Origin of the sequence: Nocardiopsis sp. EMB25 (assembly GCF_026797795.1) — a bacterium.
Classification (GTDB): domain Bacteria; phylum Actinomycetota; class Actinomycetes; order Streptosporangiales; family Streptosporangiaceae; genus Nocardiopsis; species Nocardiopsis lucentensis.
In genome coordinates, this window is the sequence record NZ_JAMTDN010000001.1 from 5,372,378 (window position 1) to 5,386,725 (window position 14,348).

The 14,348-nt window shown below is 73.3% G+C and carries 10 protein-coding genes; 8 read left to right on the plus strand and 2 right to left on the minus strand.

Annotated features, from left to right (window positions below; genetic code table 11):
- Positions 1–203 precede the first annotated feature (203 nt).
- A complete protein-coding gene (locus KIK06_RS23830) occupies positions 204–2,192 on the minus strand; it encodes a cation:proton antiporter domain-containing protein (protein ID WP_268645169.1) in 1,989 nt (662 codons plus the stop codon).
- 309 nt (positions 2,193–2,501) lie between these two features.
- Between KIK06_RS23830 and KIK06_RS23835 the strand changes: the two genes are divergently transcribed.
- The gene (locus KIK06_RS23835) at positions 2,502–3,824 is read left to right on the plus strand and encodes an AGE family epimerase/isomerase (RefSeq protein WP_442789795.1); all 1,323 of its coding nucleotides are present in this window, start codon (positions 2,502–2,504) and stop codon (positions 3,822–3,824) included.
- A complete protein-coding gene (locus KIK06_RS23840) occupies positions 3,821–4,816 on the plus strand; it encodes a carbohydrate kinase family protein (RefSeq protein ID WP_268645171.1) in 996 nt (331 codons plus the stop codon). Before KIK06_RS23835 ends, KIK06_RS23840 begins: the two co-directional genes overlap by 4 nt.
- A 64-nt stretch (positions 4,817–4,880) precedes the next feature.
- On the opposite strand, the gene KIK06_RS23845 is transcribed toward KIK06_RS23840, so the two are convergent.
- Positions 4,881–6,053: a carboxylate-amine ligase gene (locus KIK06_RS23845; protein WP_268645172.1), complete on the minus strand. Its 1,173-nt coding sequence runs from the start codon at positions 6,051–6,053 to the stop codon at positions 4,881–4,883.
- A gap of 386 nt (positions 6,054–6,439) precedes the next feature.
- Here KIK06_RS23845 and KIK06_RS23850 point away from each other — a divergent pair, with 386 nt between their 5' ends.
- The 6 genes from KIK06_RS23850 to KIK06_RS23875 all read left to right on the plus strand — a co-directional run bounded on the left by KIK06_RS23850 (position 6,440) and on the right by KIK06_RS23875 (position 14,307).
- Entirely contained in the window at positions 6,440–9,292 is a 2,853-nt protein-coding gene (locus KIK06_RS23850; RefSeq protein WP_268645173.1) for a helix-turn-helix transcriptional regulator, read from the plus strand.
- 157 nt (positions 9,293–9,449) lie between these two features.
- A complete protein-coding gene (locus KIK06_RS23855; protein ID WP_268645174.1) occupies positions 9,450–10,292 on the plus strand; it encodes an ABC transporter ATP-binding protein in 843 nt (280 codons plus the stop codon).
- Entirely contained in the window at positions 10,289–11,008 is a 720-nt protein-coding gene (locus KIK06_RS23860; RefSeq protein ID WP_268645175.1) for an ABC transporter ATP-binding protein, read from the plus strand. Before KIK06_RS23855 ends, KIK06_RS23860 begins: the two co-directional genes overlap by 4 nt.
- A gap of 10 nt (positions 11,009–11,018) precedes the next feature.
- Positions 11,019–11,870, plus strand: a complete 852-nt coding sequence (locus tag KIK06_RS23865; protein ID WP_268645176.1) for a branched-chain amino acid ABC transporter permease — start codon at positions 11,019–11,021, stop codon at positions 11,868–11,870.
- Positions 11,871–11,875: 5 nt separating this feature from the next.
- Positions 11,876–12,967 carry a branched-chain amino acid ABC transporter permease gene (locus KIK06_RS23870; protein WP_268645177.1) on the plus strand — a complete coding sequence of 364 codons (1,092 nt, stop codon included), beginning with the start codon at positions 11,876–11,878 and terminating at the stop codon, positions 12,965–12,967.
- A gap of 14 nt (positions 12,968–12,981) precedes the next feature.
- Positions 12,982–14,307, plus strand: a complete 1,326-nt coding sequence (locus tag KIK06_RS23875; protein ID WP_268645178.1) for an ABC transporter substrate-binding protein — start codon at positions 12,982–12,984, stop codon at positions 14,305–14,307.
- Positions 14,308–14,348: the final 41 nt, after the last annotated feature.

Genomic DNA, 14,348 nt, shown 5'->3' on the forward strand with positions numbered 1-14,348 from the left:
GAGGTCACATGCCCGTCCGGTCGTGTGCGGTGGTTTCCCCGTACGGGTCGACAGATCGTCTGCGAGACAGTCGCTGAGGGCGTCAGTCCGTTGGTGGGTCAGAGCCCGTTGGAGAAGCCACCACACATCCTCACAGTCCGTTGAGGGTGGTGGAGGGCGACGGGCGGGCCGAAGCGAAGCGGCAGGCCCAAGGAAAACAGAGCTCACGCCCCGGCCGGGGTCTCCGCGCTGTGGACCAGATGCGAGTCCAGGACGCACCAGGCCCAGTCGTCGCCGGGCTCGGCGGAGAACATGACGGGGTGGCCGAACGCGGTCGCGTGCGCGCTGGCGTGGCGATCGGGGGAGTCGTCACAGCAGCCCACGAAGCCGCACCCGGCACAGATCCGCAGGTGGACCCAGTCGCGCTTGCCCCTGCGGAGGCAGTCGGTGCAGCCGGGGCTCTTGGGAAGGACGGGTGAGAGGTCCTCCATGTGCGCGCACGCGGCGTCGGGGTCGGGGGAGAACCGGGTGACCACGGTCGGGTCGGGGTGCCCGCGGTGCGTGTGGTCGATGCCGAGGAGGTCCAGGACGGTCCCGCCCAGCGGCTCGGTCGCCGCCCGGTGCGGGTCCACGATCCGCTGGACGTTGGCGTCGTACAGGCCCACGATGTCCGGGGAGTCGGTCGGACGCACCACGATCGGCACGCCCGGCGCCAGGCCGTTGAGGATGTGGGCGATGTGGGTGGCCTCCTCCGACGAGTTCTCCGCGATGACGATGAGCCGCACGCGGTCCATGTCGATCTCGTGCAGGACGCTCGCCTTGGTGACCTCACCGCGCACGACGGTGTGGCCGAAACCCTCCGCGTCGGCCGCGAGGTCGGGGCTGAGCGTGGTCACCGTCGACGGGACTCCGTTGGCGTTCAGGTAGGCGCCCAGGTTCCGGGCGACCGGCCCCCATCCGGAGAGCAGGACGCGGTCGCGCGTGTCGTCGGCCTTCCCGGCGGGCTCGGCGGCGGGGGCGCCCGCGCGCTCGGGCAGGCGGTGGGAGATCGCCTCGCCGAGAGCGCCGAGCGCGGGTGTCAGGGTCATCAGGGCCACGGTGACGGCCACGAGGAGCTGGTCGCCCTCGGGGCCCATTCCGGCGGGGGAGAGCCCGTACTCGGCACCGGAGCGCTGGAGCACGAAGGAGAACTCGCCGATCTGCGCGAGCATGAAGGCCGACGCGACCGCCGTACGGGTGCCCACCCGCAGCGACGAGACCGCCGCGAAGGTCGTCGCCACCTTGACCACCACGACCACGATCGCGGCGATCAGGACCATCCACCACAGCTCGGCCAGGACGGAGACGTCGAGCAGCATGCCGACCGACACGAAGAAGACGGCGCTGAAGATCATCTGGAGCGGCATGATCTCGCTGAGCGCGTGGGCGCTGTGCCGCGACTCGCTCAGCACCATGCCCGCCAGGAAGGCGCCCAGGGCGTTGCTGACCCCGGCGAGCGAGGTCAGGTAGGCCACCCCGAGCGCGATGGCCACGACCGACAGCAGGAAGATCTCCGGTGAGCACAGCCGCGCGATGCGCTCCAGCAGCGGCGGCATGACCTTGCGCGCCACCACGATGACGGCGGTGAGCACCAGGGCCGCGGTTCCGAGGGCCTGGACGATGCCCCAGGTCCCGTCGCCCTCCCCGCCCAGGATCGGGATGAGCAGGACCATGACGACGATGGCGAGGTCCTGGAGGATGAGGGTGCCGACGGACGCCTGGCCGACGGGGCGCTGCGTGATCCCCTTGGCGGCGATCACCTTGAGCACGATCGCCGTGGAGGACAGGGCGACCAGGAAGCCGGTGAAGACGCCGACGCGCCAGTCGAGACCGAACAGCAGGCAGAGCCCGGACACCACCGCGGTGGTCAGCGCGACCTGGAGGGTGCCGCCGCCCAGGACGAACCTCTTGATCCTTCCCAGGCGTTCGATGGAGAACTCCACGCCGATGGTGAACAGCAGCAGCATCACGCCGATGTCGGCGGCCGCCTCCACCTGTGCCTCGTCGGCGACCACTCCGAGCTGGTGCGGGCCGATGAGGACGCCCGCGAGGAGGAAGCCCACGATCGGGACGACCCTCAGCCGGACGAAGAGGGCGCCGATCAGTCCCGCCGCGACCAGCAGCGCGACGATCGGTCCGAGGTAGACGGGGGTCTCCCCCGCGGCGAGCATCATCAGGCGCCTCCTTCTCACTGCCCGGTTCCGGCACGTCGAGCGGCCGCCGCCGACCGGCGCCGACGTCCCCCTGGTCCGGTGGTGTCCACTCGGAGCGTACCGAGGTGGGTTCCCACGCGTCCCGGTGGCCTCGCCGGTCGCGTGGGACCACGGGAGGGGCCACCGGCTCCGCCCGGTCGGGGACGACGTGCGGGAACCGGTCCTCGGGAGGGCGGAAGGGGCGGTCCACAGGCGTCGGTGGGCCCTTCCCGGGGGTGGGGCGGCGCGGATATCGTGAACCGCGTACCGATTCGTGGAAGAGGCAGTGGATTGATGACATCACGACGTCCCGGACCGGGGCACCCCGACTGGTTGCGGACCGAGGAACGGCGCCTGTACTCCTTCGCCGCGGGTGCGGTCGCGGCCGACGGCTTCGGCTGGCTGGACGCGCGCGGTCGGGTGGAGCCGGACCGGCCCACCGCCACCTGGATCACGGCGCGCATGACGCACGTGTTCTCCCTGGCGTCCCTGCGTGGTGAGGAGGACGCCGGGCGCCTGGCCGACCACGGGGTGTCCGCTCTCGCCGGGCCGTTGCGGGACTCCGTGTGGGGCGGCTGGTTCGAGGAGGCACCCACTGAGCAAGCTCTTTGGGAGCGCTCCCATGCAGTGGGTGGGATCGAGGACCGAGCGCCCGGCGGCCTCCGCAAGTCCGCCTACACGCACGCCTTCGTCGTCCTCGCCGCGTCGAGCGCCGTCCTCGCCGGCCGTCCCGGCGCGCGCGACCTGCTGGACGAGGCGCTCCGGGTGGTCGACACCCGTTTCTGGGAGGAGTCGGCGGGCGCCGTCCGGGAGAGCTGGGACCGGGGGTGGACCGAGACCGAGGACTACCGGGGCGCCAACAGCAACATGCACTGTGTGGAGGCGTTCCTGGCCGCGGCCGACGCGACCGGTGACCACGGGTGGACGCGCAGGGCGCTCGCCATCGCCGAACGGCTCGTGCACGGGGTGGCCGCCGAGTACGCCTGGCGGCTGCCGGAGCACTTCACCGCCGACTGGCGGGCGCTTCCCGACCACAACCGGGACCGGCCGGACGACCCGTTCCGGCCCTTCGGCAGCACCACCGGCCACCTCCTGGAGTGGGCGCGACTGCTGGTCCATCTGGAGGCGTCCCTGAGGCAGGCGGGGGACCCCGTGCCCCCCTGGTTGCACGAGGACGCCGTCCGCCTCTTCGACCACGCCGTCCGCCGGGGCTGGTCCGCGGACGGGGAGGACGGGTTCGTCTACACGCTGGACTGGGCGGACACCCCCGTCGTGCGTGAACGCATGCACTGGGTGGTCGCCGAGGCCACGATGGCCGCGTGGGCGCTCGGCGCGCGGACCGGGGACGACGCCTACGCACGCCACTACGACCGCTGGTGGGTGTACGCCGACCGCCACCACCTCGACCGCGAGCACGGGAGCTGGCACCACGAGCTCGACCCGGCCGGTCGTCCCTCGGGCGCGGTGTGGCCGGGCAAACCGGACGTCTACCACGCCTACCAGGCGGCACTCCTGCCCCAGGTCGGCCTGGCCGGTTCCCTGGCCGCCGCGCTCGGGAACGGTTCCGAGGCAGTCCCCGACGAGCGCGTGACCACGGGCGGAGGAACGGCGTGAGCGGCCCGAGCGCCCGGCTGGTGGTGGTCGGGGAGAACGTCATGGACCTGTTGCCCACGTCCCACGGACCCGACGTCCTGCGCGCCGTTCCGGGCGGCGGGCCCGCCAACACGGCGGTGGCCGCCGCCCGCCTGGGCACGCCGACCCGTCTGCTGGCGAGGATCGGGGCCGACGGGTTCGGTGAGCGTATCCGCGAGCGCCTCCTGCGGGAGGGACTCGATCCGGGCGGACTGCTCGCCGCCGACGAGCCGTCCGCCCTGGCGGTGGCCACGGTCGGCCCGGACGGGGCGGCCCGCTACGACTTCCGGATGGACGACGCGGCCGACTGGCGATGGCGCGCCGGGGAGCTGCCTGATCGGCTGGAACCGGAGGTCAGGGCCGTGCACGCCGCATCGGTGGCCCTGTTCCGGGAGCCGGGGGCCGCACGGATCGAGGCGCTGCTGCGGCGCGAGCACGGGAGGGGCCGCGTCACGATCACGCTCGACCCGAACATCCGTCCCGACGTCATCGGTGACCCGGCCGAGGCCCGTGCCCTGGCGCTGCGCCACGCCGCGCAGGCGCACGTGGTCAAGGCGAGCGACGAGGACCTGGCCTTCCTTCATCCCGAGCTGTCCCCGGTGCGGGCCGCTCACGCGATCGCCGCCCTGGGCCCGGCACTGGTCGTGGTCACCTTGGGGGCGGAGGGCGCCGTCGCCGTCACCCACTCCGGTGAGGTGCGGGTCCCCGCGCCCAGGGTCCCGGTGGTCGACACCGTGGGCGCGGGCGACGCCTTCATGGGCGCCCTCCTGCACGGGCTCGACCGAGCCGGCCGGCTGGGGGAGGGACCGCGCGCCCGCCTGGCCGGTCTGGGCGACGGCGACGTTCGCGCGTTGCTGACCCTCGCGACAGCGGCCGCCGCGTGCGCGGTGACCCGCGAGGGGGCCGATCCGCCCCGGTCGGACGAACTCGCCGCCGTGTTGGGGGAGGTGGGCGCCAGGGACACCGTCGGCTGACACGAACGAGGCGGGCGCCGGAGGCCGTTGGTCGAGGGCGCCGGAGGCCCACGGCGGGCAGGCCCTAGGGGAGCCCTTCCCCGGTCTGGGCGGCCAGGTGGTCCACGACGTCGGTGATGCGGCCCCGCCGCTCCAGGTACGCGCGCTGGCGGGCGGCGCCCGACCCGGCGGCGCGCACCCGGTCGAGCAGCCCGACCACGAGGTCGGCGTCCCGGTTCGCCTCCAGTCCAGGCAGAGCCGCACCGAGCATCCGGTCCATGGCGAGGAACCCCGGTAGGGACTCGCCGGTCAACGGGTCGGGCACCCGCCCTTCCAGGCCGTCGCGGGCGGCCCGCCAGATGGCGGCGCGCAGTGCCGGGGCGTCGATCTCCGGTACGGGCACCCCGTCGCGGATGTCGGTGAGTGCCCGGGAGACCAGTCCCCGGGTCAGCGCGGCGAAGAGCAGCGCCTCGTCGGCGGTGGCGGCGACGTCGCCCACGCGGATCTCCAGCGTGGGCAGGTGGTCGGAGAGACGGACGTCCCAGTAGACCATGTGCCGGTCGAGGATCGCTCCGCTCCCGGCGAGCGCGCTGACGGCGCGTTCGTGTTCGGCGAGGGAGCGGAAGAGCGGCGGAGGACCGGCCGACGGGAGCCGGTTCCAGGTGATGGTGCGCCAGCTGGCGTATCCGGTGTCCCGGCCCGCCTGGAACGGCGAGTTGGCCGACAGCGCCACGAGGAACGGAAGCCATCGGCGCAGGTGCCCGCCGACCTCGACGGCGGTCCCGCGGTCGGGGATGCCGACGTGGATGTGGCAGCCGCACACCACATGGGATTCGCGTAACGCGCCGAAGTGGGTGGCGATGTCCGCGTACCGCCGCCCGTCGCTGACCCGGGCCTCCGCCGGGTCGCCCAGGACCGGGGTGCCGGAGGCGACGACCGCCAGCCCGGCCCCGGCGGCGGCCCGGACCAGTTCGAGGCGGGCCGAGCGGAGGAAGCGCGCCGCGTCCTCGGAGGTGTCGCACACGGGGCTGTTGGCCTCCACCTGGGTGCGGGTGAACTCACCGCACAGGTGTCCGTTGAGGTGGCGGACGTTCGCCAGGACGTCGGGGGCCCGGGACAGGATGCGTCGGCTGCGGGGGTCGACGACGAAGAACTCCTCCTCGACACCGAACGTGGGAGGGCCCGTCCGCGCGTCGGCACGGGCGCCGACCGGTGAGCGTTCCCGCGTGCCGTGCGCGGCCAGGAAGCGGTTCTCCATAGACGTGGATCCCTTCTGGTGTCCCGTCCCCCGGCCCCGGGGGAGCGTCTCGCACTGGATATCCCGTGCCGGGCGCCCGCGACAGTGTCCCCGGGAGGACAAAACGCTATCCGAGGGCCGTTATGCCCTAAATGTCGGTATCGCGTGGCGGTGTTGTCGGGAGATTACGGCTTGATAACCGGCCGGTGGCCGCCGAGGGGCTTGGAGGTGAGTCCGTCGCCACCCCCTCCTGTGACTCGTGCCACCATCCCCGTGTGGAGGATGCGCAGGTGAACGCTCTGGTGCCACACTGGGCGCCCCGGCCGACACAGTGCCCGCCCACCCGTCCGGAGACGCCGCGCACCCGTTCCGTGCGACTCCGTCCGGGGATCGGTGAATCGACCAGTATGTGTGCTCGCACCTGCCGTAACGGGGTCCTCATGTGCGATCGTCGGCGTGTGGCTGGCAGGAACACGGACCCCCAGGACATCCGCCTCCGGGGTCGGGACGAAGAGCAGCGGATCCTCGCGGACGCACTGGACGGAGCGAGGTCCGGGAGCGGTGTGTCCGTCCTCCTCTCCGGAGGACCCGGACGCGGCAAGACCGCCCTCCTCGATCACGTGCGCTCGTCCGCCGACGGCCTCACCGTCCTGCACGCGGCCGGGGTCCCCTCCGAGAACGACCTCCCGCTCGCCGGACTGCACCGGCTCCTGCGCCCCGTCGAGGCCGCGGCCGAGCGGCTCGCCGCGCACCGCCGCGACCTCCTCCTCGGCGCCCTCACCCAGGGCATCCTCCAGGCCCCGGACCGGTTCGCCCTCTACACGGCGGTCCTCGACCTCCTCCGCCGCGCCGCCGAGGAGCGCCCGGTCCTGGTCTGCGTCGACGACGCCGACCAGCTCGACGCCCCCTCCCTGGAGGCCCTGTCCTTCGTCGCGCGTCGTCTGTCCGGGCTCCCCGTCTCGGCCGTGTTCACCGCCCGCGGCGGCCACGGCAAGCCCTCGGGCGCAGACCATGACGAGCCCGCCCCCGACACCCTCGTCCCCGGCGTCGCCGAACGCGTCCTCCCGCCCCTGGCAGAGCGCGCGGTCCACGACATCCTCACCGACCGGGCTCCCCTCACCCCGGCGTCGGGCGTGCGCACCGTCCTCGTCCGGGCGGCCCACGGCAACCCGGCGGTGGCCATCAGCCACCTGCGGTCCCTGTCCGACGTCCAACTGCGCGGGGAGGCGCCGCTCCCCGAACCGCTGCGCCTCCCCACCCGGTTGCGTTCCGCCCTGCTCACCGCCTACCGCGGACTCCCCGAGGAGGTGCGCCACCTCCTCCTCGTCGCCGCCCTGGCCACGGACCCCGGCGTGCGCCTGCTGACCGAGGCCGGCGGCAACCCCGACCTGACCGTCCACGACCTGGAACCCGCCGAGGAGCTCGGGCTGATCCGGGTCGAGGGCGCGATCGTCGTCTTCCCCGACCCCCTCGTCCGCGAGGCCATCGCCCAGGACGCCCCCGCGGGACGCCTGCGCGCGGTCCACGGCGCGCTCGCCGGCGCGATCGACCCGGAGTACGCCCCGATCGAGTTCTCCCGCCACGCCGCGGCCGGCGCGGGCGCCCCCGACGCCGGGCTCGCCGACGCCGTCGAGGCCGCCGCGTCGCGCGCCCAGCGGCTGGAGGGCCCGAGCGCCGCCTCCCACGCCCACGAGCGCGCCGCCCACCTGACCCCCGATCCCGATGTCCGCGCCTGCCGTCTGGCCACCGCCTCCTACCAGGCCTACTCGGGCGGCGGCACCGCCCGTGCGGCGCGCCTGCTCGACCAGGCCCGTCCGCTCGCCGTGTCCGACCGCCGCCGCGCGATCATCGACCTCGTCGACGCCCAGCTGTCCATGCGGGGCGGCAACGCCATCGACGCCGCCGAACGCCTGCTCGCCGTCGGCCGGGAGCTGATCGCGCACGACCGTGCCCTGGCCCTGCGCGCCCTGGTGCGCTCCGCGGACTCCGCGTCCCTGGCGGGCGACCCGGTCCGCCACGGCCGGGCCGCCGAGCTGGCCGTGCCCTTGGTGCGTCCCGACGACTCCGCGTCGATGCGCCTGGTCGCCGCCTTCCTCAAAGGGTGCGCCCTGTCCTTCCGGGGCGACTACGTGACCTCCACCCCGCTCCTGCGGGAGGCCGTGCGGCTGTCCGAGGGCATGGACAAGCCCTCCGAGCTCATCTGGGCGGGGGTCAGCGGGCTCCGGCTCGGGGACGCGCCGTTCGTGCGCGCGGTGACCACCCGGGCCGTGGACGTGGGCACCGCTCAGGGCGAGTACGCGATCGTACCGGCCGCACTCGGTTTCCAGGTCTTCTCCGAGTTCTGGAGCGGCCGTTTCCCCTCCGCGGCGGGGCACGCGCTCCACGGCCTCAGGGCGGCGCGCGAGTACGGGCAGCCGGTGTGGGCGACGCAGCACCTCGCCTCCCTGGCGATGATCGCCGCCATCCAGGGGGATGTCGACACCTGTCGTATCCGGGCGCGCGCGGTGACCACCCAGGCCGGGGAGAAGAGCCTCGGTCTTCCGGCCGCTCTGGCGGCCTGGGCGCTGGCCGTCCTGGAGCTGTCGCGCGGCAACGCGGCCGACGCCTTCTTCCGGCTGCGCGCCCTGGTCCACGCCGGTCCTGGGCACGGGCACCCCACGATGCGCCTGCTCACAGCCCCGCACTTCGTGGAGGCGGCCACCAGGATGGGGGAGACCGAGTGGGCCCGCACCTCGCTGGCCGGTTACGAGCGGTGGGCGGAGGGGATCGGGAGCCCGAGCGCCCGAGCCCTGGCGGCGCGCGGCCGCGGGTTGCTGGCGACGGGGGACGAGGCCGCCGACCACTTCGAGAACGCGCTGGCCCTGCACCGGGAGAGCGGTGACGACGACGTCGAGCAGGCACGCACCCACCTGCTGTTCGGCGCCTTCCTGCGTCGAGCCCGCCTGCCCGGTCGGGCGCGCGAGCACCTGTACGACGCGGTGGAGTCCTTCGAGCGCTTCGGCGCGCGGCTCTGGGTCCGCCAGACGCGGGCCGAGTTGCGGGCGATCGGAACCGCCGAGCGCGACCCCGACGCGTCCGCCACCAGCGACCTGACCGCCCAACAGCAGCAGATCGCCCGGTTGGTCGCCGAGGGCGCGACCAACCGCGAGGTCGCCGCGCACATGTTCATCAGTCCGCGCACGGTCGAACACCATCTGCGCGGCATCTTCCGCAAGCTCAACATCAGATCCCGGGTGGATCTGGCCCGTCTCCTCAACTGACGCGGGGCGGGCTCCACACCCTCGGAGCCCGCCGCACGGCCCGAACCCCCCGGGGCACGCATCCCCACTGGCCCGGCCACGACGGAGTGGACGGGCACCCGACCCGTACCAACTGGTCGGTACGTACCTCCGGACGGCAACCGCGAGAGAGGCAGTCATGACAACGACCGCAGGCGATCAGCTCCTGAGCGCGGACGGGGTGACCGTGCGCTTCGGGGGCCTGACCGCCCTCGACGGCGTCGGACTCCGGGTCGCGCCCGGGACCGTCGTCGGGCTGATCGGGCCCAACGGTGCCGGTAAGACCACGCTGTTCAACGTCCTCTCCGGTGTCCTGCGCCCCAGCGCCGGGACACTCTCCTGGAAGGGGAGGCCCCAGCCCGGACGCGGCCCCCACCGCCTGGCCCGCTCCGGGATCTCCCGCACCTTCCAGGGGCTCAACCTCTTCGCGAACATGACGGTCCTGGACAACGTCGTCGCGGGCGCCGACCGCCTCGCGCGTGGCGGACCCCTGTCGATGGTCACCGGCCTGGGACGGCACCACCGGGACGAGCGCGCACTCCGGACACGCGCCCTGGCCACCCTCGACCGCTTCGGCGTGGCGGAGCACGCCCACCGCCTGCCCGCAACCCTGCCCTACGGGATCCAGAAGCAGGTCGCCCTGGCGCGTGCCTGCGTCAGCGATCCCGAACTCCTCCTTCTGGACGAACCGGCCAGTGGGCTGTCCGGACGGCAGATGGACACGCTGGCCGAGCAGATCCGCTCCTTGAGCCGAAACATGGCGGTCGTGCTCGTCGAGCACCACATGGACCTGGTCATGGACGTGTGCGACCACATCGTCGTGCTCGACTTCGGCCGGGTCATCTCCACCGGGACCCCCGACGAGGTCCGCGCCGATCCCGCCGTCACGCGCGCCTACCTCGGCGCCTCCGCCGACGGCCCCGACACCGCCCCGGACACCGACCGGAGCGCCACCCCCACCGATGACGGAGCGGCCCGATGAGCACCGAACCCCTCCTGCGCGTGGACGGCCTCCACGCCCACCACGGCGCCGTCCGGGCCCTCGACGACGTCTCGCTCGCCGTCCCCGCGCGGGGTATGTGCGCCGTCCTCGGCGCCAACGGCGCCGGCAAGACCACCCTCCTGCGCACGCTCACCGGCCTCCACCCGGCCACCTCCGGCCGGGTCCTGCTGGACGGGGAGGACCTCACCCGCCTGCCCGCGGAACGCGTCATCACCCGAGGGCTCGCCCATGTGCCGGAGGGCGGCGGCGTGATCGTCGAACTCACCGTCGAGGAGAACCTCCGACTGGGGGCGCTCTGGCGCTCCTCCTGGCGCGACACGGCGGCGATGGACGAGGTCATGGACCTCTTCCCACCGCTCGTCGAGCGCCGTCACCGGCTCGCCAGCACCCTGTCCGGGGGCGAGCGCCAGATGCTCGCCATCGGCCGCGCCCTCATGGCCAGGCCGCGTGTCCTGCTCCTGGACGAGCCCTCCCTCGGCCTGGCGCCCCTGGTCACCCAGAAGATCCTCACCCTCCTGCGCGACCTGCGCGACGGCACGGGGCTCACCGTCGTGCTCGTCGAGCAGAACGCCGCCGGGGCGCTGTCGGTCACCGACCACGGCTTCGTCCTGAACCAGGGCCGCGTGGTCACCGAGGGGAGTTCCGCCGAACTGCTCGCCGACGACCGCACGCGCCACGCCTACCTCGGCTTCTGAGGAGACCCCCATGACCCACTTCGTCAACCTGACCCTCAACGGGCTGGCGTCCGGGGCCGCCTACGCGGCGCTCGCGCTCTCCCTCGTCATCATCTACCAGGCGACGCGCCTGGTGAACTTCGCCCAACCGGCGCTCGCCCTGATATCGGTGTACACCGCCTACACCGTCACCCAGCTCACCGGCTCCTACTGGATCGGGTTCGCCGCGGCGCTCTTTGCCGGTCTGGTGGCCGGGGCGCTGGTGGAGCGGGTGATCATCCGGCCCATCGCGCGCACCTCGGAGCTCAACGCCGTCATCGTCACCCTCGGACTCCTCCTGGTCGTCCAGGGCGCGGTCGGGATGGTGTGGGGCAACGAGCAGCACGCGCTGGGCTACGCGTTCAGTTACGTGGGGCGCTTCTCCCCGGCCGACGCCTTCGCGCTCGCCTCGGTCGCCGCCGTGGCCGGGCTCCTGTTCGCCCTGTACCGGTTCACGCCGCTCGGACTGCGCATGCGCGCGGCGGCCTTCCACCCCGAGGCCGCCCGGCTCAGCGGGGTCAGGGTCGGGCTCATGCTGACCGTCGGCTGGGGCGTGGCCGCCTTCATCGGGGCCCTCGCGGGGATGCTCGCCGGCCCGCCCTTCATCTCCCCGAACGCCTTCGACGCCGTGTTCGTGTTCGGCATCACCGCCGCCGTGGTGGGCGGGCTCGACAGCCCCTTCGGCGCACTCCTGGGCGGGATGCTCATGGGCCTGGCCATGTCCTACGTGTCCGGCTACGTGGGGCCCGAGGTGGCCACGCTCGCCGCCCTGGCCGTCGTGGTCCTCGTCCTGAGCGTGCGCCCCGACGGAATCCTGTCCCGCCCGACCGCGCGAAAGGTGTAGCCGCCGTGACCTCACCCACCCGCGAGCGCGCCGAGCGCGCCCCCGCTCCCGTCCCGACCACACCGACCACCCCCGCCGACCGCTGGCGCGCCCTGCCCGCGCCCCTGCGGCACCTGCTGCTGGCCGTGCTCGCGCTCACCGGGGTGTGCGGCCTGGTGCTCGTCACCGGCGACCTGGCAGCCCTGCGGTTCGCCGCCGTCGGGTACACCCTGCTGGCCCTGGCCGGGCTCCAGCTCCTGGTCGGCGGCAGCGGCCAGATCTCCCTGGGCCACGGCGCGTTCCTGATGATCGGCGCCTACGGCATGGCACTGCTGGTCCTGCACCAGCCCATGCTGCCGCTGGCCGCCAACCTGGCGATCGTCGTCGCCGTGTCCGCCGTGGCCGGAGTCGCCGTCGGCACCGCGACGGCCCGGCTGCACGGCCCCTACCTGGCGGGCGCCACGCTCATCCTCGCCGTGGGGCTGCCGGGGCTGGCCCACCGCTACCACGAGGTCCTCGGCGGCAGCAACGGGCTCAACATCCGGGCCGCGGGAGCGCCCCCCTTCCTCGAGGGGATCGTCAGCACCAGCGACTGGAGGGCCCTGGTCGTGTGGACGACCGTGCTGCTGGCCCTCACCGTGCTGGCCACGATCTCCTCCGGCCGTCTGGGCAGACGGATGCGGGCCGTCCGTGACGACGAGACCGCGGCGGCCATGGCGGGCGTCCCGGTCGGTTCGACCAAGGTGGCCGCGTTCGTCATCGCCTCCACCGCGGGCGGACTGGCCGGGGGCCTCCAGGCCTACGTGCTGGGCACCGTCACCCCCGGCAGCTTCACGCTCGCCCTGTCCCTGAGCCTGCTCGCCGCCCTGGTCCTGGGCGGGATCGGCGGCATGTGGGGCGCCCTCTGGGCCGCCCTCGCCCTCGTCTACTTCGAGGTGTGGGCGGCGGACCTGGCCGGTGCCCTCGACCTCGGGCGCGACGTCGAGAACAACCTCCCCGTGGTGTTCTTCGGCGTCGTCCTCATCCTCGTCCTGCGCTTCTGGCCCCTCGGGATCCAGGGCCTGGTCCAGCGCCTCCTCGAGCGACGCGGGTCCTCCGCGTCCGCGCCCACCCCCTGACGAAGGAGAACACCATGCGCATCCGCAAAGGAACGACGGCCGCCACGGCGGCGGCCCTGACCCTGGCCCTGCTGGCCACCGCGTGCACCGGCGCCGGTGAGGTGACCGAGGGCGACGCCGTCGACCTGGACGTCGCTCCGGGCGTCACGGACGACGCCGTCGTCATCGGCAGCCACCAACCGCTGACCGGGCCCGCCGCCCCCGGTTACGCGGCTGTCTCCCAGGGGGCGGCCGCCGTGTTCGACTACGTCAACGACCAGGGAGGGGTGAACGGGCGGCGGATCGACTACCGGCCCGAGGACGACGCCTACGACCCGGCCCAGACGATCGACGTGACCCGGGAGCTGGTGATCGAGGACGAGATCTTCGCGATGGTCGGCGGTCTGGGGACCCCGACGCACACCGGTGTCCTGGACTACCTGAACGACGAGGGCGTCCCCGACGTGTTCCCGTCCTCTGGCGCCCTGGCCTGGAACAACCCGGAGGAGCACCCGCTCACCTACGGGTGGCAGACGGACTACACGAAGGAGGCGAAGATCCAGGGCGAGTACATCGCCGAGAACTTCCCCGGGCAGAGCGTCGGCTACCTGTACCAGAACGACGACATCGGCGTCGACGCCCAGGCCGGGCTCGACCAGTACCTCAGCGAGGAGGTCGTGGCGCGGGAGCACTACGAGACGGAGGTCACCGACCTCGGAGCGCAGATCGCCGAACTGGAGCGCTCCGGCGCCGAGGTGGTCGTGTGCTCGTGCATCCCGGCGTTCGTCGCGCTGGCGCTGCTGGAGTCGGCGAGCATCGGCTACGAGCCGCAGTGGGTGGTGTCCAGCATCGGCGGTGACACCGCGACCCTCCAGGGGCTCCTCGCCCGGTTCACGGAGGGCGGCGACGCCGAGGAGGTGCCCGCGGACGCCTTCCTGGACGGGCTGCTCATCACCAGCTACCTGCCCAGGGTGGAGGACACCGAGGACGAGTGGTCCCAGTTCTTCATCGAGGTGCACGAGGAGTACGGGGACGGCGCTCCGCTGACCAACACGCACCTGTTCGGGATGACCCAGGCGGTGATGTTCGCGCAGGTCCTGAAGTCGGCGGGAGAGGACCTCACCCGCCAGTCGCTCATCGACGCGCTGGAGACGCAGGAGTGGCGCGGACCCGGGCTCGTCCCGTTCAGCTCGTCCGGCGACGACCACGGCGGCCACCAGGGCGTGTACGTCACCCAGTACTCGGAGGGTGACGAGATCGAGCTGGTCCAGGGGGCGCGGGTGACCGACCGCTCCGGTGGGTCCGTCGAGGAGATCGACTTCGAGCGGCTCTCGCCCGAGGAACTCGACTTCCACGACTGACGCGCCCACCTGAACCCGGTCCGAGGCGAAGCGGAGGACCA

What these genes read in the sequence shown, in the direction of transcription:
- KIK06_RS23830 (WP_268645169.1), bottom strand. Translation starts at nt 2,192, where the DNA reads ATGATGCTCGCCGCGGGGGAGACCCCCGTCTACCTCGGACCGATCGTC.
- KIK06_RS23845 (WP_268645172.1), bottom strand. Translation starts at nt 6,053, where the DNA reads ATGGAGAACCGCTTCCTGGCCGCGCACGGCACGCGGGAACGCTCACCG.
- KIK06_RS23850 (WP_268645173.1), top strand. Translation starts at nt 6,440, where the DNA reads ATGTGTGCTCGCACCTGCCGTAACGGGGTCCTCATGTGCGATCGTCGG.
- KIK06_RS23855 (WP_268645174.1), top strand. Translation starts at nt 9,450, where the DNA reads ATGACAACGACCGCAGGCGATCAGCTCCTGAGCGCGGACGGGGTGACC.
- KIK06_RS23860 (WP_268645175.1), top strand. Translation starts at nt 10,289, where the DNA reads ATGAGCACCGAACCCCTCCTGCGCGTGGACGGCCTCCACGCCCACCAC.
- KIK06_RS23865 (WP_268645176.1), top strand. Translation starts at nt 11,019, where the DNA reads ATGACCCACTTCGTCAACCTGACCCTCAACGGGCTGGCGTCCGGGGCC.
- KIK06_RS23875 (WP_268645178.1), top strand. Translation starts at nt 12,982, where the DNA reads ATGCGCATCCGCAAAGGAACGACGGCCGCCACGGCGGCGGCCCTGACC.